Source organism: Aeromonas sp. YN13HZO-058 (assembly GCF_001921245.1).
Classification (GTDB): Bacteria; Pseudomonadota; Gammaproteobacteria; order Enterobacterales; family Aeromonadaceae; genus Aeromonas; species Aeromonas allosaccharophila.
In genome coordinates this window covers 91,118-110,251 of the sequence record NZ_MQSY01000033.1, presented here as the reverse complement: position 1 = coordinate 110,251, position 19,134 = coordinate 91,118, and the positions used below count along the sequence as shown (strand labels likewise).

Here is a 19,134-nt window from a genome sequence, read left to right as displayed (position 1 = left end):
TACCACCTAAGTGATAGGATGACCGTCAGATAGAACCCTACCAACCTCTGAACCCAGGAGAATACAATGACAATCGTGGCAGAACCCACCCTGGCCCAACAATTAGGACTGGACCAGTACGGCATCACAAACAGCCAAGAAATCGTTCGCAACCCCTCTTACGACCAGCTTTTCGCGGAAGAGACACGTTCTGACCTGGAAGGGTTCGAGCGCGGTGTGGTGACCGAGCTGGGCGCCGTCAACGTCAACACCGGGATCTTCACCGGTCGCTCCCCGAAAGATAAATATATCGTCAAAGATGCCACTACCCAGAACACTGTATGGTGGTCTGACCAGGGTAAAAACGATAACAAAGCCATTAGCCCGGAAGTGTGGTCACATCTGAAAGCGCTGGTCACCAAACAGCTCTCCGGCAAGCGTCTGTTTGTGGTCGACGGCTTCTGCGGTGCCAACCCGGATACCCGTCTGGCCGTGCGCGTCATCACCGAGGTGGCCTGGCAGGCTCACTTCGTGAAGAACATGTTCATCCGCCCGAGCGATGAAGAGCTGAAAACCTTCAAGCCTGACTTCGTGGTGATGAACGGTGCCAAGTGCACCAACCCGAACTGGAAGGAGCAGGGTCTCAACTCCGAGAACTTTGTTGCCTTCAACCTGACCGAGAAGATCCAGCTCATCGGCGGCACCTGGTACGGTGGCGAGATGAAGAAGGGCATGTTCTCGATGATGAACTACTTCCTGCCCCTGCGCGGCATTGCCTCCATGCACTGCTCCGCCAACGTGGGTCAGGATGGCGACGTCGCCATCTTCTTCGGCCTCTCCGGTACCGGCAAGACCACCCTCTCCACCGATCCCAAGCGTCAGCTGATCGGCGATGACGAGCACGGCTGGGACGACGACGGCGTATTCAACTTCGAAGGTGGCTGCTACGCCAAGACCATCAAGCTCTCCGAAGAGGCAGAGCCGGACATCTACCACGCCATCCGTCGCGATGCGCTGCTGGAGAACGTGACCGTTGCTGCCGATGGCACCATCGACTTCGATGATGGCTCCAAGACCGAGAACACCCGCGTCTCCTACCCCATCTATCACATCGAAAACATCGTCAAGCCGGTCTCCAAGGCAGGTCACGCCACCAAGGTGATCTTCCTGACTGCCGACGCCTTCGGCGTGCTGCCCCCGGTCTCCAAGCTGACCAAAGAGCAGACCAAGTACCACTTCCTGTCTGGCTTCACCGCCAAACTGGCCGGTACCGAGCGCGGCATCACCGAGCCGACTCCGACCTTCTCCTCCTGCTTCGGCGCAGCCTTCCTCTCCCTGCACCCGACCAAGTACGGTCAGGAGCTGGTGAAACGGATGGAAGCGGCAGGTGCAGAGGCCTATCTGGTCAACACCGGCTGGAACGGCACCGGCAAGCGCATCTCCATCAAGGATACCCGCGCCATCATCGACGCCATCCTGGATGGCTCCATCGAGAAGGCCGAGACCAAGGTGCTGCCGATCTTCAATCTGGAGATCCCGACCGCGCTGCACGATGTGAACCCGGCGATCCTCGACCCGCGTGACACTTACGCCGACAAGGCCGAGTGGGATGCCAAGGCCGTCGATCTGGCAGGCCGTTTCATCAAGAACTTCGAGCGCTTCACCGATAACGACGAAGGCAAACGTCTGGTTGCGGCAGGCCCGCAGCTGTAATAGCCCCGCTTCCTATCAGTGACATCATGCCGGTCAGCCACGCTGACCGGCATTTTTGTTTTTATGGAGCCCCGAACGCCGCCAGCCACGCGGCGGCGAGCCCCTAAACCTTGCCTTGCCACTCCTGACGGGGTAGATTCAGCCAAACTTTATACAATATACAATTTTGTAACGCCCAATCGTGACCCGACCATGACTCCACCCTACAAGACCCGAACCCAGATGGTGATGGAAAACCTCCGTGGCCGGATCCTCCGTGGGGAGTTCCCCGCCGGCGCCCCCTTGCGTCAGGATGCTATCGCCAAAGAGCTGGCAGTGAGCCGCATTCCGGTGCGCGAAGCATTGATGCAGCTGGAGGCACAGGGGCTGGTCAAGTTCGAAGCCCATCGCGGCGCCGTGGTCACCATGCTGGACGCCTCGGCCATCGAAGAGCTCTTTTATTTGCGAGCACTGCTGGAAGCCGATACCCTGTTTCACGCCGTCGACAAGATGACGGAAGCCACCTTCGCGCAAGCGGAGGCGATCCTCGCCCAGTTTGATCACGCCCTGGAGTCAGGCACCCAGATCGAACATTGGGCCGAGTTGAACCACAGCTTTCACGCCACCCTCTATCAGGCAGCCGGTCGCCCCCAGGCACTGGATCTCATCGCCCAGATCAATCTGAGCTGTGACCGCTATGTCCGCTTCGAGCTGCTGTTTGCCAGCGACGGCGTGGACAAGGCGGAGCGTGAACACGCCCAATTGCTGGAACTGTGCCGCGCCCGGCGCAAGCACGAGGCGGTGGTGCTGCTCAAGCAGCATATCGAAGCGGCGGGCCAGTCGATCAAGCGGATCCTGGCCAGCGGCCATAAAAACTGAACACTCATATAGCAACCATCTGGCACTAACGACATGAATAATTTCGAGATAATTGAAACCCGCGTCGCCCAAGTCAGGGCCGAGCTGGCCATGCAGGAGTTGGACGCATTTATCGTCCCCCACGATGATGAGCACCTCGGCGAGTACATCCCCGCCTATGCCGAGCGGCTTGACTGGATCACCGGTTTCAACGGCTCTGCCGGGGTCGCCATCATCATGACCCAGCGAGCAGCCCTCTTTGTCGATGGTCGCTATACGGTGCAGGCGCGGATGCAAACCCCCGCCGAGCTGTTCGAATTCCTCCACCTCAATGAAGATCCCCACGTCCAGTGGCTGGCCGAGCAGCTGCCGTCCGGCTCCCGGGTTGGTTTCGATGCCCGCCTGCACAGCCTGACCTGGTACAAGCATGCCAAAGCCGTGCTGGCCGATCGCGGTATCGAGCTGATCCGCGTCGAGCAGAACCCCATCGACCTGAACTGGAGCGATCGTCCCGAGCCGACCAAGAGCCCGGTCATCCTCTACAGCGAGGAGTTGGCGGGCCAGTCCAGCCAGTCCAAACGTGAACAGCTGGCGGCCGACCTGCGCAAGCGCGGGCTGGATGCAGTGCTGCTGACCCAGGCCGAGCCCATCAACTGGCTGCTCAACCTGCGTGGCCGCGACATCGACCGGCTGCCGGTGGTGCTGGGCTTTGCGGTGCTCTACGCCAACACCAGCATGGATTTCTTCGTCGATACCGACAAAATTGACTGCTTCGCCTTCACCCAACACGTTGGCCAAGACGTCTCCGTCTACCCCATCGACAAGCTGGGCGACGTGCTGCAACGCATCGGTGAAGATCAGCAGAAGGTGCTGGCCGATCCGGACAGCGCCAACGCCTGGACCCAGCTCGTCATGGAAGAGGCGGGCGCCATTCTGGTGGCAGGGCAAGACCCCACCATGCTGCCGAAAGCGTGCAAGAACGAAATCGAACTGACCGGCATGCGTGCCGCTCACCTGCGTGATGGCGTGGCCATGACCCGCTTCCTCGCCTGGCTGGATCGTCTGATCGCCTCCGGTGAGTTCGAGGGGGTGGATGAAGGTACTCTGGCCGATCAGGTGGAAGCGTTCCGCCGCGAGCAGGAACACTACGTCGAGCCGAGCTTCGACACCATCTCCGCGCTCGGCCCCAACGCCGCCATGTGCCACTACCACCACACCAATGGCACTCCCCGTGCATTCGGCCAGGACAGCCTCTATCTGCTGGACTCCGGCGCGCAATACATGGATGGCACCACCGACATCACCCGCACCATCAAGGTGGGTGAGGTGACCGACGAGCAGAAAGCGATGTTTACCCGGGTGCTGCAGGGCCATATCGCACTGGATCAGGCCCGCTTCCCCCGTGGCACCGCCGGTATCCAGCTCGACGTGCTGGCCCGCATGCCGCTGTGGCAAGCCGGTTACAACTACGACCACGGCACCGGCCACGGCGTCGGCCACTTCCTGAGTGTCCACGAAGGGCCCCAGCGCATCGCGCCGAAAGGGAGCATGGTCGCCCTGCAACCGGGCATGGTGCTCTCCAACGAGCCGGGCTACTACCGCGAAGATGGTTTTGGCATCCGCTGCGAAAACCTGGTGGTGGTGACCGAGCTGGAACAGGTTGGCGAGCTGCCGATGCTGGGCTTCGAGCGGCTGACCTACGTGCCGTTCGATACCCGCCTGATCGACCGCAGCCTGCTGAGCCCGGCCGAATTCCGCTGGTTCAACGAATACCACGTCGAGGTGTTCCGCCGCCTGAGCCCGCTGCTCGAGGGCGAGGATCTCGCCTGGCTGGAGCAGGCAACCAGCCTCATCTGATGACACAGGGCCTGCGGGCCCTGTTTTTTTATCGCCCCTTTTGACCTGTATCAACACCCCGAACGAGCAGGTCAGGAGAATGGCGGCCATGAAAAGTCATCATGCCAGCCCAGCCCGGGGCTCACACGCCGCAGCCAGCAAAAAGGCGAGTGACCACCCCAGACTCATGCGCGAGCAGCAGACGGTCAGCGCCATGATCCGCCTCTACTGCCAGCACCATCATCAGGATCCCCACTGCCGCCACTGTCGCCAGTTGCGGGATTTCGCTCATCAGCGCCTTCGTCGCTGCCGTTACAACCATGGCAACAAACCCACCTGCGCCAACTGCACGATCCACTGCTACGCCCCGGCAATGCGCAAAGAGATCCAGCAGGTGATGAAGTGGAGCGGCCCGCGCATGTTGCTACGCCACCCCTGGCTCACCCTCCGTCACCTGCTCGATGGCTTGCGCAAAGCCCCCAAACAGCCCCAGAGCCGGCCACTGCCACCATAACCGCCAATCCCTTGCATCCGGCAGGGGATGACCACTACCCTATGACTCCTTTTCTGCCGTTGACCCAGCCGTCAGCGGCGTTGCTGATCCGCTTGCTGCCGATGGAGTCCTGATGCACCACAACCCGCCCCTGCTACGCACCGCCACCCACCATGACATGCACGCCATCTGGCAGATCGATGCCAAGGTGTTTGGCGAAGATGTCTATCCCGCCTTCTTCTTCCGTCAGGCGATGGATTTGTGGCCCGAGCTGTTGCTGGTGGCCGAATACGAGGGGCAGCTGGTGGGTTATGTGCTGGGGGGATTCGGTCAGGAGCGGTCGCAAGGCTGGGTGCTGTCGCTGGCGGTGCTGCCCGAGGCGCGCGGTTTCGGCCTGGCCGAACGAATGATGCGCCAGATGGAGGCCAACCAGCAGGCGCTGCAGATCAGCGAACTGCGGCTCACGGTCGATCCGGTCAATCCGGCCCAGCGCCTCTACTACCGGCTCGGTTACACATTGCAGGCGGAAGTAGCCGACTATTTCGGCCCCGGAGAAGACCGTCTGCTGCTGGTCAAAACTCTCTCCGGTACAGCTGCGATTCAAGGACAAAACCGGTTACAGAACGCATAATTGGTTACATTTTGCCGATTTCATGTGTGACGGGGTTGGAGTAGAGTTCACTCATCAACCGGATTGTTCAAATTACGTGCAGCCCAGGAGGCCCACCATGTTGAAGCGTATGACCCTTATTGCCCTGCTGGCAGCGACCACCATCACCGGATGCGCCAACAGTGACGTTTACTCCGGCGATGTCTACACCAAAGACCGCGCCAAACAGGTGCAGACTGTCAGCTACGGCACCATCATCTCCACCCGCCCGGTGAAGATCCAGGCCGATGAGAACTCACTGGTGGGCACCATTGGCGGCGCCGTGGTCGGCGGCCTGCTCGGCAGCACCGTGGGTGGCGGCACCGGACGCGATATCGCCGCAGCAGGCGGCGCCATCGCCGGTGCGGCGGCAGGCAACGCCATCGGCAACAAGATGAATCAGGTCGACGGCGTCGAGCTGGAGATCAAGAAAGAGAGCGGCGAAGCCATCGTGGTGGTGCAGAAAGCCAGCCCCACCTTTGTACCGGGCGCGCGGGTGCGCATGACCCAGGGCAATGGCAGCATCAACGTGGCCGTCGTGAACTAAGCGTGTGAACCAAGCGCGCCATTGCGCTCGAGCATAAAAAAACCGCCGGAACCGGCGGTTTTTTGTTGTCTGACGTTCGGGATTACATGCTGTAAGCCTTCTCGCCGTGGGAAGTGACATCCAGCCCTTCCCGCTCGGCATCGCCGTTCACCCGCAGCCCCACCAGCATATCGACGGCCTTGAAGGCAATCGCCGCCACGGCACCGGACCAGAGGATGGTGACACCGACCCCGATGGCCTGGATCTTCACCTGAGTCAGGATGGAGTAACCCTCGGCAACCTGATTGGTGACATAGTCCCACACCCCGGTGCCGCCCAGATCCGGGCTGGCAAAGACGCCGGTCAGCAGGGCGCCAAGAATGCCGCACACCCCGTGCACGCCAAACACGTCCAGACTGTCATCGGCCCCCAGCATGCGCTTGAGACCGTGGACGCCCCACAGACCCGCCACGCCACTGATAAGGCCCATCACCAGACCACCGCCCACACCGACGAAACCGGCTGCCGGGGTGATCACCACCAGACCGGACACCGCACCGGACGCCGCCCCCAACAGGGAGGGACGCCCCTTCATCACCCACTCGGCCAGCGTCCATGACAGGGCTGCCGCAGCAGGCGCCACCCAGGTGTTGATAAAGGCGAGTGCAGCGATACCGTTGGCTTCCAGCGCGGAGCCCGCATTGAAACCGAACCAGCCAAACCAGAGCAGGGAGGCGCCAATCATGGTCATGGTCAGGCTGTGGGGGGTCATGGGATCACGACCGTAGCCCAGACGCTTGCCCACCAGATAGGCACCCACCAGACCCGCCACGGCGGCGTTGATGTGCACCACGGTGCCGCCTGCAAAGTCCAGCGCACCATGCTGGAACAGATAACCGGCAGTGGCGGTCGCGGTTGCTGCGGCCTCGGCGCTGGTATAGGCATCCGGACCCGCCCAATACCACACCATGTGAGCCAGCGGGATATAGGCGAAGGTGAACCAGATCACCGAGAAGAGCAGCACGGCGGCAAACTTGATGCGCTCGGCGAACGCCCCCACGATAAGGCCGCAGGTGATGGCGGCAAAGGCCCCCTGGAACACCACATAGATCAGCTCGCTGATCCCGACACCCTTGCTGAAGGTGGCGGCGATGGAGTCAGGCGTCACCCCCTTGAGCAGCACCTTGCTGAAGGCGCCGTAGAAATTGCCCCCCTCGGTAAAGGCCAGCGAATAGCCGTAGATCACCCAGAGCACGCAGATGAGGCAGAACAGGGTAAAGACCTGCATCAGCACGCTCAGCATGTTCTTGGCCCGCACCAGACCACCGTAGAAGAGAGCCAGACCGGGGATCGACATCAGGATCACCAGCGCCGCCGAGAGCAGCATCCAGGTGTTGTCACCCTTGTTGATTGTCACGGCGGCAACCGGTGCCACCGCAGCCTGTACCTGAGCGACCTCTTCGGCCCAACTTGGGGTAACCAGCAAGGCAGGCAACATCGTCAGACCCGCCATCATCCATTTTTTGACCATAGAGCACTCTCCTTCCCTGTCGTACCGGTACGAGACCGGCTCCGTTTCCCTGATTGAATCTGTGGCGAGCCGCAAGGTGTTGCAGCAACCCGCCAGAATCACACCCGTGCCCGGCACGGGGATGTCTCTTGCTACCTCCTCATCACTGCGTCTGCCGCCTATGACCGCAAGAGACCGTCTGACAGATAAAAAGCATAAAGCGGGCCATAAATTTAAATCCTTTAAAATCATAGAATTAACTATCGACAAAACCTTGCTTGCACCAACATGGCGCGCTGACTGCGCCAACCCGCCCAGGGCCGCCCTGTCACAGGGCAGGCGATAACGTGCGCACCATAAGTGCGCAAACCCGGAGCCAGCCCACAAGCTGACATCATCGATATCGCCTGCTGCGGGCCCGCTCGTTTACACTGACAGACCAGCCGCTTCCTGTTATCCGACCACGGCATACCATTACGCAGCCCCTTGTTTGCAAGGTGATGGCAGGCCCAATCCGAGGAACACCATGCAGTTCGATCGTCTCGACATCAGACTCTCCCACTACCACCATCTCGACCGAGAGCATCGTGCCCACATCATGCTGCTGGGGGGATTGATGCTGGTCATCATGGTCCTTCATCTGTTGCTGCTGCCCCATTTCCCGTTCGCTCGCCTCCATGTCATCAGCTTTGGCTTCGAGGGGATCAACTGGCTGACCATGCTGTTCCTGTTCTGGGTGGTGCAGTGTGCCCCTCTGCCCACCAGAACCTATCGCCTGCTCTGCTACGGCCTGATGTTGTGGATCATGGGGGCCACCGCCGACATCATGGACGAGCTGGTCGCCCAACCACTCTGGATCGCCATCTATGCCGAGGATCTGCTGCGATCCAGCGGCATCCTGCTCAGCAGCATCGGCATCCTGAGCACCATGCACCACCTCTTTCACGTCAACGCCCAGCTCAGACAACAGGCGCTGTTTGACGATCTGACCCGGCTGCCAAACCGGCGCTACTTTCATCAACAGCTGTTTCTGGAGCAGGGCGAGTGCCAGGGGCTCATTCTGCTGGATCTCGATCACTTCAAGGTGATCAATGACAACTACGGTCACGATATCGGGGATCGGGTGTTGCTGCAGTTTGGCGAGCTGTTGCAGCAGCACTGCCCGCCCGGGGCGCTGGCAGCCCGCATCGGCGGAGAGGAGTTTGCCCTGCTGCTACCCGCAGCAAACGAAGCCCGCTTACAGCAACTGGCCAGCACCCTGCTGACGGCGACCCGCGCCATCGCCCCTGACCCGGCCCATCCCCTGACAGTCAGCCTGGGGGTGGGGATCCGCGAGCCCAAGGAGTCGGCAGTCTCGCTGTTCAAACGGGTGGATCAGGCGCTCTATGGCGCCAAGGAGGCGGGTAGAAATTGCGCCGTGTGGGCAACCCCGGTCAATCACGGGACGTGAGCATCTGCCAACGTAATGATGAGCACAGCAGCAAACATCCAGACAAAAGGGGCCAGACGGCCCCTTTTCCCTGCATGAAATTGTGGCGGCTTAAAAGCGGAAGGTGAGACCGATATTGGCCTGCCACTGGGTCACCAGCTCGCCCCGCACCTTGAACACGCACTGCTCCGGGTTGCAGAGAAACTGGCTGCTGTCGTTGACCAGCGAGCCATAACCGCGCACCTCGGCACGCAGCGCCAGATGCTCGGCGAGGCGCGGTTGCACCCCGAGCGCCAGCGACATGGAAGGGGTCACCTCGCTGTCGTAGGCGGCGAAACGGGTCACCCCGATCCCGGCGCCGATATAAGGTGCCATCAGGTTGTCAGAGAGGGTCAGCGCACCGGCAAAGTGCAGCGTATCGACCGTCAGGCGATCCGGCTGGTCGGGAGAGAGGGTGGTGGACTGGTGGCTGTAGAGCAGCTCGATCATGCCGGGATCATCCACCTCCTTACTGATAAAGAAGCCCCAACTGCCGGAGCTCTGCCCCTGCAGTGAATCGAGCGAGGCAGAAAGCGGCACCGGCTGCACCTCGTCGCTCTTCTCGAAGTCGATGGACGAGCTGTAGCCGAAAAACGGCGTCACCTGCCAACCGGATGTGGCCGCGCCCTCGGCACTCCAGACCTGCCCGAATGGCAGCAGCAGCCCCATTATCACGATCCCTGCTCTCTTCATCATCGATCCCTGAACTGAATGTGATTGTTCAAAGAGCATACCAGAGTCATCCTGCTCCAATCCTAAATGGCGGCTGTACCGGTTCGATTTCATGGCGGTGATCACACTCACCGATGGCGCTGCAGGCCAGCACCACTGCCGCCGCTATGTGCCCCTGCCACCATTCATCGACGGTTAACCTCTGCCACGTATGCTGGCGCCAAATCGGGTCATCGGGGCCCGTTATCACCACTCAGAAGGACATCAGGGAATGGTTGCCGCGCAACTCAACGACCCCAAAACCACCCTCGCGGATACCCTGCGGGCCACCGCGCATGCCATCGACGAGAGCCATATCAGCCTGCGCCAGATGCTCGCGCTGGTGGGTGAACAGGGCATGCTGCTGTTTTGCGTGCTGCTCACCGTCCCCTTTCTGCTGCCGGTCTCCATTCCCGGCGTCAGCACCCCGTTTGGCCTGCTGATCCTCTTTATCGGCATCGGCATCACCCTCAACCGGGTGCCCTGGCTGCCCGCCATGCTGATGGAGCGCCGCTTCGCCGCCGACCAGCTCAAGCCGACCCTGCACAAGGGAGCGGATCTGCTGGCCCGGGTCGATCGCGTTATCCGCCCGCGTCTGCTGTTGCTGACTGGCAGCAGCACGGTCAACCGCTGCAACGGCCTGCTGATCATGCTGGCCGCCCTGCTGCTGATGCTGCCCCTGGGCGCCATCCCCTTCACCAATGCCATGCCTGCCTGGGCCATCCTGCTGCTGGCCACCGGCATGTTGCAGCGGGATGGTCTGTTCGTCGCCAGCGGCTATCTGCTGGTGAGCGCGACCCTGGTCTGGTTCAGCGTGCTGGCCATCGGCTTGCTGATGGCGGGCCAGAGCGCCAGCGGCCTGCTCGGATAAACCCGATGCACAGAAAAAGGGCGACCAGATGGTCGCCCTTTTTGATTTGTGCGGGATACCGCCCGGTCAAAGCAGATCGTAGATAAGGGCCGAGATGGCAAGCAGCCCCATCACCAACACAAAAAGGGTACTCGGCCCGCGATAACGCTTGAGTGCGGACAAGCGATAGATGGAGCAGGCTGGCAGCAGAAACAGGATCACCGCGATCAGCGGGCCACTGACGCGCTCGATGATATCGAGCACATTGGGGTTCAGATAGGTGATGACGGCAGTCACCATAAACAGGATCACCGACGACACCCGGGCGATGGTCGACTCTCTGAGGGAGAGCCCCAGCCCCTGACAGGCACCGCTCACCATGCTCACCGTCCCCTCGCTCACCCCCATGGAAGTGCCGAGGAAGGATTTGGACATGGCCAGAATGGCGATGAGCGGCCCCACATAGGCGATCAGCGGGTTGGAGAACTTGTTCGCCAGCGCCGACAGCACTGAGATATTGTCGGTGCGGGCCAGCGCCATCTCCGCCTGACTCAGACTCATCACGCAGCTCACCACGAAAAAGAGCACGCTGCCGCAAATCAGCATGCTGCTGCACTTGATGATCCGCTTGGCGCGCAGGTCGGCACTCTCCTGACAACGCTTCTTCTGTGCCGCACTGAAGGAGGAAATAATGGGCGCATGGCTGAAGGAGAACACCATCACCGGCACGATCAGCCAGAGGGATTTCCAGAATGCCGGATCACGCCAGTCCACCGCCTGACTCTCGCTGAAATAGGAGAGGCTCCACTGGGGCAGTAGATAGATAGAGAGGCCAATCAGAAAGGCGACCATCGGCAGTGCCAGCACGCTGATGGCCGACACCACGATCTGTTTGCCAGCCAGCAGGATCAGATGCAGACCCAGCATCACCCCCAGCACCAGCAGGCCACGCGGCAGCTCGGCGTTCCCCAGTTGGTGGACCACAAAGCTCTGGATCGCATTGGTGATGGAGATGCTGTAGACCAGAATGATGGGGTAGAAGGCCATCAGATAGACCAGCATCAGCAGCTTGCCCGCTTTGGCACCGAAGTGCTCCTCCACCACATGGGTGATGTCCCCTTCCCGATGGGAGCTGGAGAGCACAAAGCGGCTCAATGCCCGGTGGGAATAATATGAGAGCGGAAAAGCCAGCAATAATATAAACAGCAAAATAACCGGAGAATTACTGCCAACAGTAATAGGGAGAAATAACGTACCGGCACCAACAGCAGTGGCATATAAGCCCATGGTCCATACCGAATCGCTTTTCTCCCATTTCAATTTTGAAACAGGGTTACTCTTTTCAGCAATAGAAACACTCATTGCAATATATACCTTATTAGTCTGTCATCATTATTTTTATTGGCCCGAATAACAGGCTGGAGATATGTCGTTGCATATCGCCCTGTACATGAAAAAACAACGCCGCCAGCGGCCAACAGGGCCACCGGAGGAAGACGGAGCTGCCACGCTACCATCGTTGAAATCGCTATCCGGGTCAAGGTTAATAATTCATGACTGTTTGAATCGGATTGTTTCAAAAGAGAGCGAGATGTGTCACATCCGGCACCCAAAACCCGATTCAAGTCTGTTTGATAACATACCGATAAAACCTCATCCTGTTGCCCAACAACACAAATAAGACCAGCGATCAGGCCGATAATATTAACACCTTAGCCAGTGGAATATGAGTGAAATAATATGGCGAACTTTTCCACTAATTGACAGTGATGTCAGCCAAATTATTGATGGCAAAAGGACAGGTCATTTCTGGCCAATAACAAGGCCGGGAGGCTCAGCGTGCCGGGCTGTGCGCCACCCGGTTGCGCCCTGCCCGCTTGGCCCGGTAGAGCCACTCATCGGCCCGAGCCAGCGCCTGATTGATCTCCTCCTCCGGCCGCACCAGGGTCGTGCCCAGACTGACTGTCATGGCGACCGGATCGGCAGGCAGTGCTTCGACGGCGGCGCGGATCTGCTCCGCCATCTGCAGCAAACCGGCCTCATCGATCCGTGGCAGCAGGATCAGAAACTCCTCACCACCGCTGCGCACAAACAGATCGTCTGCCCGCAACAGGGCATCGATGCAGCCACTGAAGCGCTGCAACGCCCGATCTCCCTGCTGATGACCGTAACGATCGTTGATCTGCTTGAAGTGATCGATGTCGAGCATGATAAGGCCGCAGGGCGCATCCCCTGCCCGCAACTGCTGACAGTGCTCGAAGAAGAAACGGCGGTTGTAGAGGCCGGTCAGCTGGTCGGTTTCACTCTGACGCAGCAGTCGCTGCTGCAACTCGAACTGACGGGTGATATTGCGGGTCACCCAAGCCACCGCCCGCTTGCCGTCATAGAGGGAGGGCAACGGCGCAATCTTGCCCTCGAAACGCTGCACCCCTTGCGGCCCGACGGCGGCATTGATCCCCCCCACCTCGGCTGCGGATAGCTCATACTCCACCACCCGTACCTGACCGCTTGCCAGCGACTCGGCCACCTGCGCCTTGACCCACATGGCCATCTCGGGCGGCAGCACATCGGCCAGCTGCTTGCCCGCCAGCGGATTGCCATCGTGATAGGATTGCTGCTCCATGCCGCCGATATATTCCACGTAATAGCCACCCTCACTGAGGATAAAGATGGGATCTGGCAGTTGGGCCATCACTTCATAAAGCTGGGTTACCGAAAGCGCCACGGAGACTCCTGTACTTCAGCGTCAAGCAGGGGGGAGATATTCTGCCTCAAGAGGACTCAACTGCCCTCATCGCCCCAGATGGTTAATTTACCGCCACAGCCAACAATCCTTTACATCTAGCAGCCCGTCAACATCTCGGCCAACACCGGTTGCCAGCGCGCTCCGCCTCCCGACCCAGCGCTCGCTCACAGTGGCGAAAGCCCCCTCATCCGGTCGCGGATATCCCATTGTTTCAACTCACAAGTTCATTTACGCTGGCCGTCCTGAGTCCAGTTTTCAGCTCATCAGCCATCAGGGACGCCAGCCACCCGCAACCGCAGGGGCTGTACCACGGAAAAGGAATCGCCAGATGAAAAACGCCATCGTCACCGCCCGCTTCGACGCCATCAGCACCGAAGGGGAACAGCTCGTACTCAAGATCGCCATCAAGGCCCCCGAGCCGGCTCCCAAGTCCGCCAGCGGTGACTGGCGCTGCAAGGTGAAGCTGGCGGGGCTGAGCGACAAGACTTTTATCTACGGTGTCGACAGCCTGCAGGCCCTGAGCCTCGCCATCAAATTTGTCGAAACCGAACTGCGCGCCTTCTCCGATGCGGGTTGGCAATTCTATCTGCCGGGCTGCCCCGATCACCCCATCGACATGAGCGCCTGCTACTTTCCGGCGCTCTAGCCCAGCCACTCCAAGGAGACCAGATGCACGGACCCGATCCCGCCAATCCCCACCCCATGAACGGCTTTCCCCAGGTGTGCTTTATCAAGAACACCATCAAGGGGCCCAATATCGAGGTGGGTGACTACACCTATTACGACGACCCGGAGGATTCGGCGGGCTTCGAGCGCAACGTCCTCTACCACTTCCCCTTCGTCGGCGACAAGCTGATCATCGGCAAGTTCTGCGCCATCGCCCGCGGGGTGAAGTTCATCATGAACGGCGCCAACCACCAGACCTCCGGCTTCTCCACCTACCCCTTCTTTATCTTCGGCAACGGCTGGGAGAGTGCCGCCCCCACCCCGGGTGGCCTCCCCTACAAGAGCGATACCGTCATCGGCAACGATGTCTGGATTGGCTATGACGCCCTGATCATGCCGGGGGTCAAGGTCGGCAACGGAGCTATCATCGCCGCCCGCTCCGTGGTCACCGGAGACGTGCCCGCCTACGCCGTGGTCGGCGGCAACCCCGCCAAGGTGATCCGCTACCGCTTCGACGACGACACCATCGCCCGTCTCAACGCCATCGCCTGGTGGGACTGGCCGGTGGAGCAGATCAGCCGCAACCTGCCGCTTATCAGCGGCGGCGAGATAGCCGCACTGGAAGCGGCAGCCCCATAGAGACAACCACCATCAAGCAGGAAGCACTATGCAACTAACCCCACCCCAACCGCCTCAGGATGATGAGATCGAAGCGCTGCGCATTGGTCTCTCGGGCTTCAACACGGGTCACGTCGGCACCCATCTACGCGAGCGGATCGCCAGCTTTATCAAGGATAAAGAGGGCAAGGTACACGGCGGCATCATCGCCGACATCAAGTGGGGCTGGCTGCATGTCGACTGGCTCTGGATCGACGAAAGCATCCGTCGCGATGGCTGGGGCGGCCGCCTGCTCGGCGCCATGGAGCAGTACGCCCAAAGCAAAGGCATCACCAACTACCATCTGGAAACCACCAGTTTTCAGGCCCTCCCCTTCTACCAGAAGCAGGGCTACGAAGTCTTTGGCCAGCTGCCCGATATGCCGCCGGGGCATATCAGTTACTTTCTGAAAAAGCAGGATAAGTGATGACACTCCCGCGCCTTGCCAAGGCCAATATCGTGATCCGCCCGTTCGAACTGGCCGATGCCGACGAGTTTGTCCGCGCGGCCCACGAATCCATCGAGAAGGTCGGCAAATGGATGAGCTGGTGCTCCCCTTCATTTACTCGGGAGAGCGCACTGGAGTGGTTTGCCAGCTGCGAGCAGGATTGTGCGGCGGGACGCGCCTTTGACATGGGCATCTTCTGCGCCACCACCGGCCAACTGCTGGGTGGCGCAGGTATCAACCAGCTATCGCCCCATCATCGCTACGGCAACATCGGCTATTGGGTGCGGCAATCCCGCCAAGGCTGCGGCATCGCCCGACAGGCGGTCGCTCTGCTCCGTGACTTTGGCTTTGAACAGTTGGGGCTATTTCGGCTGGAGATCGTAATGGGGGTTGGCAACACAGCCAGCGAAGCCATCGCCATCGCCGCAGGGGCTACTTTTGAGTGCCGGGCAAGAAATCGTATCTTCCTCCACGGACAACCCCTTGATGGACTTATTTACTCTCTTGTACCCGCTGACTGACTTCTGTAGCACGCCGTACCCTGCAAGCTTATGTGAGATGAAAGAATACTGTCATGGCAACCTCCCTTCCAGTAAGCCCTGATTTAAAGAATTCGCCCCCTTGCAAAAAGGCGAGTGCTCGTGAATCCTGCCTAGGTTTTAATGGCTTCATACAAGCCTCAAGCAGAGGTACACTGCTCTACCAGTTAATATGAATATTTAGATATTTTTAGGGGCGCACTTCATGAAAAAACTTGGAAATTTAAATCATCCACCCATTCAAAAACCACATGAATCAACAACGCTGAAAATATCAAAAGAGATGTCTCAACCATATGAGATACTAGAGTCTCCCACGATGAAAGCTGCAAGAGAAATTGTCAAATCATATGCGATACCAGAATCACCTGCGATGAAAGCCGCAAGAGATATTGCCCAGTCATATGCGATACTAGAATCGCCTGCGATAAAAGCTGCAAGAGAGATTGCTCAATCATTTGTGATCCCAGAATCGCCCGCGATGAAAGCTGTAAGAGAGATTACTCAATCATTTGTGATCCCAGAATCGCCCGCGATGAAAGCTGTAAGAGAGATTACTCAATCATTTGTGATCCCAGAATCGCCCGCAATGAAAGCTGCAAGAGAGATTGCTCAAACATTTGTGATTCCAGAATCGCCCGCAATGAAAGCTGCAAGAGAGATTGCCCAGTCATTTGCACTACCAGAATCGTTTGCGATGAAAGCTGCAAGAGAGATTGCCCAATCATTTGCACTACCAGAATCGCCTACGATGAAAGCCGCAAGAGAGATAGTCCGATCATTTGAATTACAAGAATCGGCTGCTATGAAAGTAGCAAGAAAAATGGCATCGCTGTTCACAGCACAGGATTTATCTGTGATTACTGAACAGTTCAACAAATTACTTTCCGAAAGTTCGGACAATATAGAGATAAAAGATGATTCTGTAGAACAGACTTTTGTAAAGCTTGCTCAAGCAACATCATCAAATAGTGATAATGGGTTTCTAAGTTGGTATGACAATCAGCCCTCATCAATACAGCTTATTGTATCCATAATTTTAAGTTACTTCCTCAATGTATTTAGTAATTTATCTATGCCTCTATATGAAAACTGGGAGCATCAGTTTGAAACAGAAACTCCAAGGGTCGCAACCAAGTTGATTTCTCAATCTGCTAATAAAGAGTACGATATTAATGAATTAAGTAGTTATCGTTTTGTTATAGTTTCAGTTCTAAATATTAGGGCAGAACCATCAACAAAATCTGAGGTTGTTGACGAATTGAAAAATGGGATGGTAGTAAAATTCCTCGCAAAATCAAAACGCTGGACTCAGGTTGAATTTATATGTGACGAGACCGGTGAGCACAAAATAGGTTGGGTATTCTCTAGATACTTACGGAAGTTTGATCTTTAGTACCGTAGGGTGCAATGAACGAAGTGAATTACACCTCTATCTTCACAGCTATCATAACGAAAGCGGTGCAATGCGCTCCGCTTATTGCACCCTACGTTAACCACGTTAATGCCGTTTATTTATTGTCGCGTGGTTCTTCATATTCTGGCGTAGCGGTATCTCCCCAAGATAAGGGATACCTGCCCTGCTGAACACAACGATGGAAGGTGGAATATGGCCAATCTTTCGGGGCTGCTACCAACCCATGTTTGACCGGATTAATATGGATATAATCGAGATGATTGTTGAAATCTTCCTGATCGCGGATCAGATGCTCCCAATAGCGTCGCTGCCAAATACCCCGCTCACCGCGACGCCAACGAGATTCTGAACGAGCCTCCGAATTGGGGATTGCTCGCGAAAACTTGCTCTTGATTCGGCGCCAGCGTAGCGGAAAGTTGGTATCCCCTTGCGGCAACTCCAGCAAGGCATGCAGATGTTCGGGCAAGACAACCCAGCCGTGGATCCGGAATGGATGGCGCTCTTGCACCTCCCTGACAACTTGCCTCAACAGATCGATCCGTTCGACCAGTAGATGGTTATCCTGACGTTCAGCCAGCACGACCGTAAAAAACCAGGTTCCCCCCGGCTGCCATATTCGCCTGTAATTCGCCATGTTTGCCCAATCCACAATCAACCCTGTTGTTAAATGTGGTCCAAACGAAGCAAAACGTAGGGTGTAATGAACGAAGTGAATTACACCTCGCTCACACATCCACAAAACAAAAGCGGTGCAATGCGCTTCGCTTATTGCACCCTACTTTTATGGTTCCTGTGTTGCCACATCATTTGGTTAGCGGCCCAAAAAGGGTTCCCAATCCTTAAACACCGGCTGCAACCCTGCCTGCCGCACGGCGGCGGCTACTTCACCCACCGGCCTGTCATCGTGGATGGCGAACTGCTCCAGCTCCTCTTTATCCCCCTCGGCATAGCCCCCCGGCTGGGTACGCGACTCGGCCGACATCTGGGTGATGCCAAGGCGCACCGCGCCGTTGCGAAACGTGGCGGACTCGCGGGTGGAGAGGGACAAGTCCAGCGTCGGCGAGAAGAGGCGCCAGGCGCAGATCAACTGGGCCAGCTGGCGATCCGACATGACCACGGCAGGTTCCAGTCCGCCGGTGCAGGGGCGCAGGCGCGGGAAGGAGAGGGAATAGCGGCTCTGCCAGTGGTGGCGCTCAAGCCAGCTCAGATGCTCGGCGACGAAGTAGCTGTCGGCGCGCCAGTCTGAGGAGAGGCCAATCAGCGCCCCCAAGCCAATTTTGTCGATACCGGCACGGCCGAGCCGATCCGGCGTCGCAAGGCGCCATGCGATGTCACGCTTGTTGCCGCGCAGATGGTGGCGGGCGTAGGTGGGGGCATGGTAGGTCTCCTGATAGACCATGACAGCGTCGAGGCCGAGGCTTTTCAGCTCGGCATATTCGGCCTGCGAGAGGGGCTGCACCTCCATCCCTACCGTGCTGAAGTGGCGGCGGATGATGGGCATCACCTCGCGAAAATAGGCGAGCCCCACCTTGTGCTCGTGCTCGCCGGTCACCAGCAGTACGCTGTCAAAACCGCGCGCCTTGATGGCCAGACACTCGCGCTCAATCTCCTCTGCATTCAAGGTCTTGCGCTTGAGGCGGTTGCTCATGGAGAAGCCGCAGTAGGTGCAGTCGTTGGCGCACAGGTTCGACAGATAGAGCGGCACATAGAAGCCGATGGTGTTGCCAAAGCGCTGGCGGGTCAGCCGCTCGGCCTCGGCCGCCATCTGCGGCAGATACGCCTCGGCGGCTGGCGAGATCAGCGCCATAAAGTCGCTCAGGGTTCGGCGGGGGGCGCTCAGCGCCCGCTCTACATCGGCGGCCGTCTTGGCGCGGATCTGCATGCCGATATCGTCCCACTCCAGCTCCTGCCAGCGATTGGCAAAATCCAACCCCCTCCCGGCCTCCCCCTTGGGAGGGGGAGGAGCGCTGGACTCGCTCCATTCAAGCACCGAATCAGCCGGAGCCCTCACCCCCAGCCCCTCTCCCAGAGGGAGAGGGGGGCAAACCTCTGGCTGCCCTTGGGGCAAGGGGGAGATGTTCATGGTCGC

At 58.6% G+C, this 19,134-nt stretch carries 19 protein-coding genes; 13 read left to right on the top strand and 6 right to left on the bottom strand.

What is annotated here, in order from left to right; genetic code table 11:
* Positions 1-66: 66 nt before the first annotated feature.
* The 6 genes from pckA (at position 67) to BSP75_RS07775 (ending at position 6,054) form a co-directional block, all read left to right on the top strand.
* Positions 67-1,692, top strand: a complete 1,626-nt coding sequence (pckA, locus tag BSP75_RS07800; RefSeq protein ID WP_042062183.1) for a phosphoenolpyruvate carboxykinase (ATP) — start codon at positions 67-69, stop codon at positions 1,690-1,692.
* Between the two features lie 192 nt (positions 1,693-1,884).
* Entirely contained in the window at positions 1,885-2,550 is a 666-nt protein-coding gene (locus BSP75_RS07795) for a GntR family transcriptional regulator (RefSeq protein ID WP_042062182.1), read from the top strand.
* A 33-nt stretch (positions 2,551-2,583) separates the two neighbouring features.
* Positions 2,584-4,386: an aminopeptidase P family protein gene (locus BSP75_RS07790; RefSeq protein ID WP_075112808.1), complete on the top strand. Its 1,803-nt coding sequence runs from the start codon at positions 2,584-2,586 to the stop codon at positions 4,384-4,386.
* Between the two features lie 88 nt (positions 4,387-4,474).
* A complete protein-coding gene (locus BSP75_RS07785) occupies positions 4,475-4,879 on the top strand; it encodes a nitrous oxide-stimulated promoter family protein (RefSeq protein ID WP_075112837.1) in 405 nt (134 codons plus the stop codon).
* A 112-nt stretch (positions 4,880-4,991) separates the two neighbouring features.
* The gene (locus BSP75_RS07780; protein ID WP_075112807.1) at positions 4,992-5,489 is read left to right on the top strand and encodes an N-acetyltransferase; all 498 of its coding nucleotides are present in this window, start codon (positions 4,992-4,994) and stop codon (positions 5,487-5,489) included.
* Between the two features lie 97 nt (positions 5,490-5,586).
* On the top strand, positions 5,587-6,054 hold the full coding sequence (locus BSP75_RS07775) for a glycine zipper 2TM domain-containing protein (RefSeq protein ID WP_075112806.1): 468 nt from the start codon (positions 5,587-5,589) through the stop codon (positions 6,052-6,054).
* 82 nt (positions 6,055-6,136) lie between these two features.
* Here BSP75_RS07775 and amt read toward each other — a convergent pair whose 3' ends face one another.
* Complete coding sequence (amt, locus tag BSP75_RS07770; RefSeq protein ID WP_075112805.1) at positions 6,137-7,564, bottom strand: ammonium transporter; 1,428 nt, start codon at positions 7,562-7,564, stop codon at positions 6,137-6,139.
* Positions 7,565-8,069: 505 nt separating this feature from the next.
* Here amt and BSP75_RS07765 point away from each other — a divergent pair.
* Positions 8,070-8,993: a GGDEF domain-containing protein gene (locus BSP75_RS07765; RefSeq protein WP_075112804.1), complete on the top strand. Its 924-nt coding sequence runs from the start codon at positions 8,070-8,072 to the stop codon at positions 8,991-8,993.
* Positions 8,994-9,083: 90 nt separating this feature from the next.
* Here BSP75_RS07765 and BSP75_RS07760 read toward each other — a convergent pair whose 3' ends face one another.
* On the bottom strand, positions 9,084-9,704 hold the full coding sequence (locus BSP75_RS07760) for an outer membrane beta-barrel protein (protein ID WP_042655721.1): 621 nt from the start codon (positions 9,702-9,704) through the stop codon (positions 9,084-9,086).
* A gap of 250 nt (positions 9,705-9,954) precedes the next feature.
* Here BSP75_RS07760 and BSP75_RS07755 point away from each other — a divergent pair, with 250 nt between their 5' ends.
* Complete coding sequence (locus tag BSP75_RS07755) at positions 9,955-10,593, top strand: exopolysaccharide biosynthesis protein (RefSeq protein WP_042062170.1); 639 nt, start codon at positions 9,955-9,957, stop codon at positions 10,591-10,593.
* Positions 10,594-10,659: 66 nt separating this feature from the next.
* Here BSP75_RS07755 and BSP75_RS07750 read toward each other — a convergent pair whose 3' ends face one another.
* Both BSP75_RS07750 and BSP75_RS07745 read right to left on the bottom strand, forming a co-directional pair.
* On the bottom strand, positions 10,660-11,934 hold the full coding sequence (locus BSP75_RS07750; RefSeq protein ID WP_075112803.1) for an HAAAP family serine/threonine permease: 1,275 nt from the start codon (positions 11,932-11,934) through the stop codon (positions 10,660-10,662).
* 472 nt (positions 11,935-12,406) lie between these two features.
* Positions 12,407-13,297 carry a GGDEF domain-containing protein gene (locus BSP75_RS07745; protein ID WP_075112802.1) on the bottom strand — a complete coding sequence of 297 codons (891 nt, stop codon included), beginning with the start codon at positions 13,295-13,297 and terminating at the stop codon, positions 12,407-12,409.
* A 349-nt stretch (positions 13,298-13,646) separates the two neighbouring features.
* On the opposite strand from BSP75_RS07745, the gene BSP75_RS07740 reads away from it, so the two are divergent.
* The 5 genes from BSP75_RS07740 to BSP75_RS21260 all read left to right on the top strand — a co-directional run bounded on the left by BSP75_RS07740 (position 13,647) and on the right by BSP75_RS21260 (position 17,024).
* The gene (locus tag BSP75_RS07740) at positions 13,647-13,964 is read left to right on the top strand and encodes a hypothetical protein (protein WP_075112801.1); all 318 of its coding nucleotides are present in this window, start codon (positions 13,647-13,649) and stop codon (positions 13,962-13,964) included.
* Positions 13,965-13,987: 23 nt separating this feature from the next.
* A complete protein-coding gene (locus tag BSP75_RS07735; protein ID WP_075112800.1) occupies positions 13,988-14,623 on the top strand; it encodes a Vat family streptogramin A O-acetyltransferase in 636 nt (211 codons plus the stop codon).
* 28 nt (positions 14,624-14,651) lie between these two features.
* Positions 14,652-15,068, top strand: coding sequence for a GNAT family N-acetyltransferase (locus BSP75_RS07730; RefSeq protein ID WP_075112799.1), 417 nt, complete (start codon positions 14,652-14,654; stop codon positions 15,066-15,068).
* Positions 15,068-15,610: a GNAT family N-acetyltransferase gene (locus BSP75_RS07725; RefSeq protein ID WP_075112798.1), complete on the top strand. Its 543-nt coding sequence runs from the start codon at positions 15,068-15,070 to the stop codon at positions 15,608-15,610. The genes BSP75_RS07730 and BSP75_RS07725 overlap by 1 nt, the downstream gene beginning before the upstream one ends.
* A 223-nt stretch (positions 15,611-15,833) precedes the next feature.
* On the top strand, positions 15,834-17,024 hold the full coding sequence (locus BSP75_RS21260; protein ID WP_083617104.1) for an SH3 domain-containing protein: 1,191 nt from the start codon (positions 15,834-15,836) through the stop codon (positions 17,022-17,024).
* Positions 17,025-17,139: 115 nt separating this feature from the next.
* Here the strand turns inward: BSP75_RS21260 and BSP75_RS07715 are convergent, their stop codons facing one another.
* A complete protein-coding gene (locus BSP75_RS07715; protein ID WP_075112796.1) occupies positions 17,140-17,679 on the bottom strand; it encodes a transposase in 540 nt (179 codons plus the stop codon).
* 177 nt (positions 17,680-17,856) lie between these two features.
* Positions 17,857-19,128 carry a 2-iminoacetate synthase ThiH gene (thiH, locus tag BSP75_RS07710; protein ID WP_083617102.1) on the bottom strand — a complete coding sequence of 424 codons (1,272 nt, stop codon included), beginning with the start codon at positions 19,126-19,128 and terminating at the stop codon, positions 17,857-17,859.
* Positions 19,129-19,134: the final 6 nt, after the last annotated feature.

What these genes read in the sequence shown, in the direction of transcription:
- BSP75_RS07725 (WP_075112798.1), top strand. Translation starts at nt 15,068, where the DNA reads ATGACACTCCCGCGCCTTGCCAAGGCCAATATCGTGATCCGCCCGTTC.
- BSP75_RS07735 (WP_075112800.1), top strand. Translation starts at nt 13,988, where the DNA reads ATGCACGGACCCGATCCCGCCAATCCCCACCCCATGAACGGCTTTCCC.
- thiH (WP_083617102.1), bottom strand. Translation starts at nt 19,128, where the DNA reads ATGAACATCTCCCCCTTGCCCCAAGGGCAGCCAGAGGTTTGCCCCCCT.
- BSP75_RS07750 (WP_075112803.1), bottom strand. Translation starts at nt 11,934, where the DNA reads ATGAGTGTTTCTATTGCTGAAAAGAGTAACCCTGTTTCAAAATTGAAA.
- BSP75_RS07715 (WP_075112796.1), bottom strand. Translation starts at nt 17,679, where the DNA reads ATGGCGAATTACAGGCGAATATGGCAGCCGGGGGGAACCTGGTTTTTT.
- BSP75_RS07785 (WP_075112837.1), top strand. Translation starts at nt 4,475, where the DNA reads ATGAAAAGTCATCATGCCAGCCCAGCCCGGGGCTCACACGCCGCAGCC.
- BSP75_RS21260 (WP_083617104.1), top strand. Translation starts at nt 15,834, where the DNA reads ATGAAAAAACTTGGAAATTTAAATCATCCACCCATTCAAAAACCACAT.
- BSP75_RS07780 (WP_075112807.1), top strand. Translation starts at nt 4,992, where the DNA reads ATGCACCACAACCCGCCCCTGCTACGCACCGCCACCCACCATGACATG.
- BSP75_RS07755 (WP_042062170.1), top strand. Translation starts at nt 9,955, where the DNA reads ATGGTTGCCGCGCAACTCAACGACCCCAAAACCACCCTCGCGGATACC.
- BSP75_RS07760 (WP_042655721.1), bottom strand. Translation starts at nt 9,704, where the DNA reads ATGAAGAGAGCAGGGATCGTGATAATGGGGCTGCTGCTGCCATTCGGG.
- pckA (WP_042062183.1), top strand. Translation starts at nt 67, where the DNA reads ATGACAATCGTGGCAGAACCCACCCTGGCCCAACAATTAGGACTGGAC.
- BSP75_RS07775 (WP_075112806.1), top strand. Translation starts at nt 5,587, where the DNA reads ATGTTGAAGCGTATGACCCTTATTGCCCTGCTGGCAGCGACCACCATC.
- BSP75_RS07730 (WP_075112799.1), top strand. Translation starts at nt 14,652, where the DNA reads ATGCAACTAACCCCACCCCAACCGCCTCAGGATGATGAGATCGAAGCG.
- BSP75_RS07740 (WP_075112801.1), top strand. Translation starts at nt 13,647, where the DNA reads ATGAAAAACGCCATCGTCACCGCCCGCTTCGACGCCATCAGCACCGAA.
- amt (WP_075112805.1), bottom strand. Translation starts at nt 7,564, where the DNA reads ATGGTCAAAAAATGGATGATGGCGGGTCTGACGATGTTGCCTGCCTTG.
- BSP75_RS07765 (WP_075112804.1), top strand. Translation starts at nt 8,070, where the DNA reads ATGCAGTTCGATCGTCTCGACATCAGACTCTCCCACTACCACCATCTC.
- BSP75_RS07790 (WP_075112808.1), top strand. Translation starts at nt 2,584, where the DNA reads ATGAATAATTTCGAGATAATTGAAACCCGCGTCGCCCAAGTCAGGGCC.
- BSP75_RS07795 (WP_042062182.1), top strand. Translation starts at nt 1,885, where the DNA reads ATGACTCCACCCTACAAGACCCGAACCCAGATGGTGATGGAAAACCTC.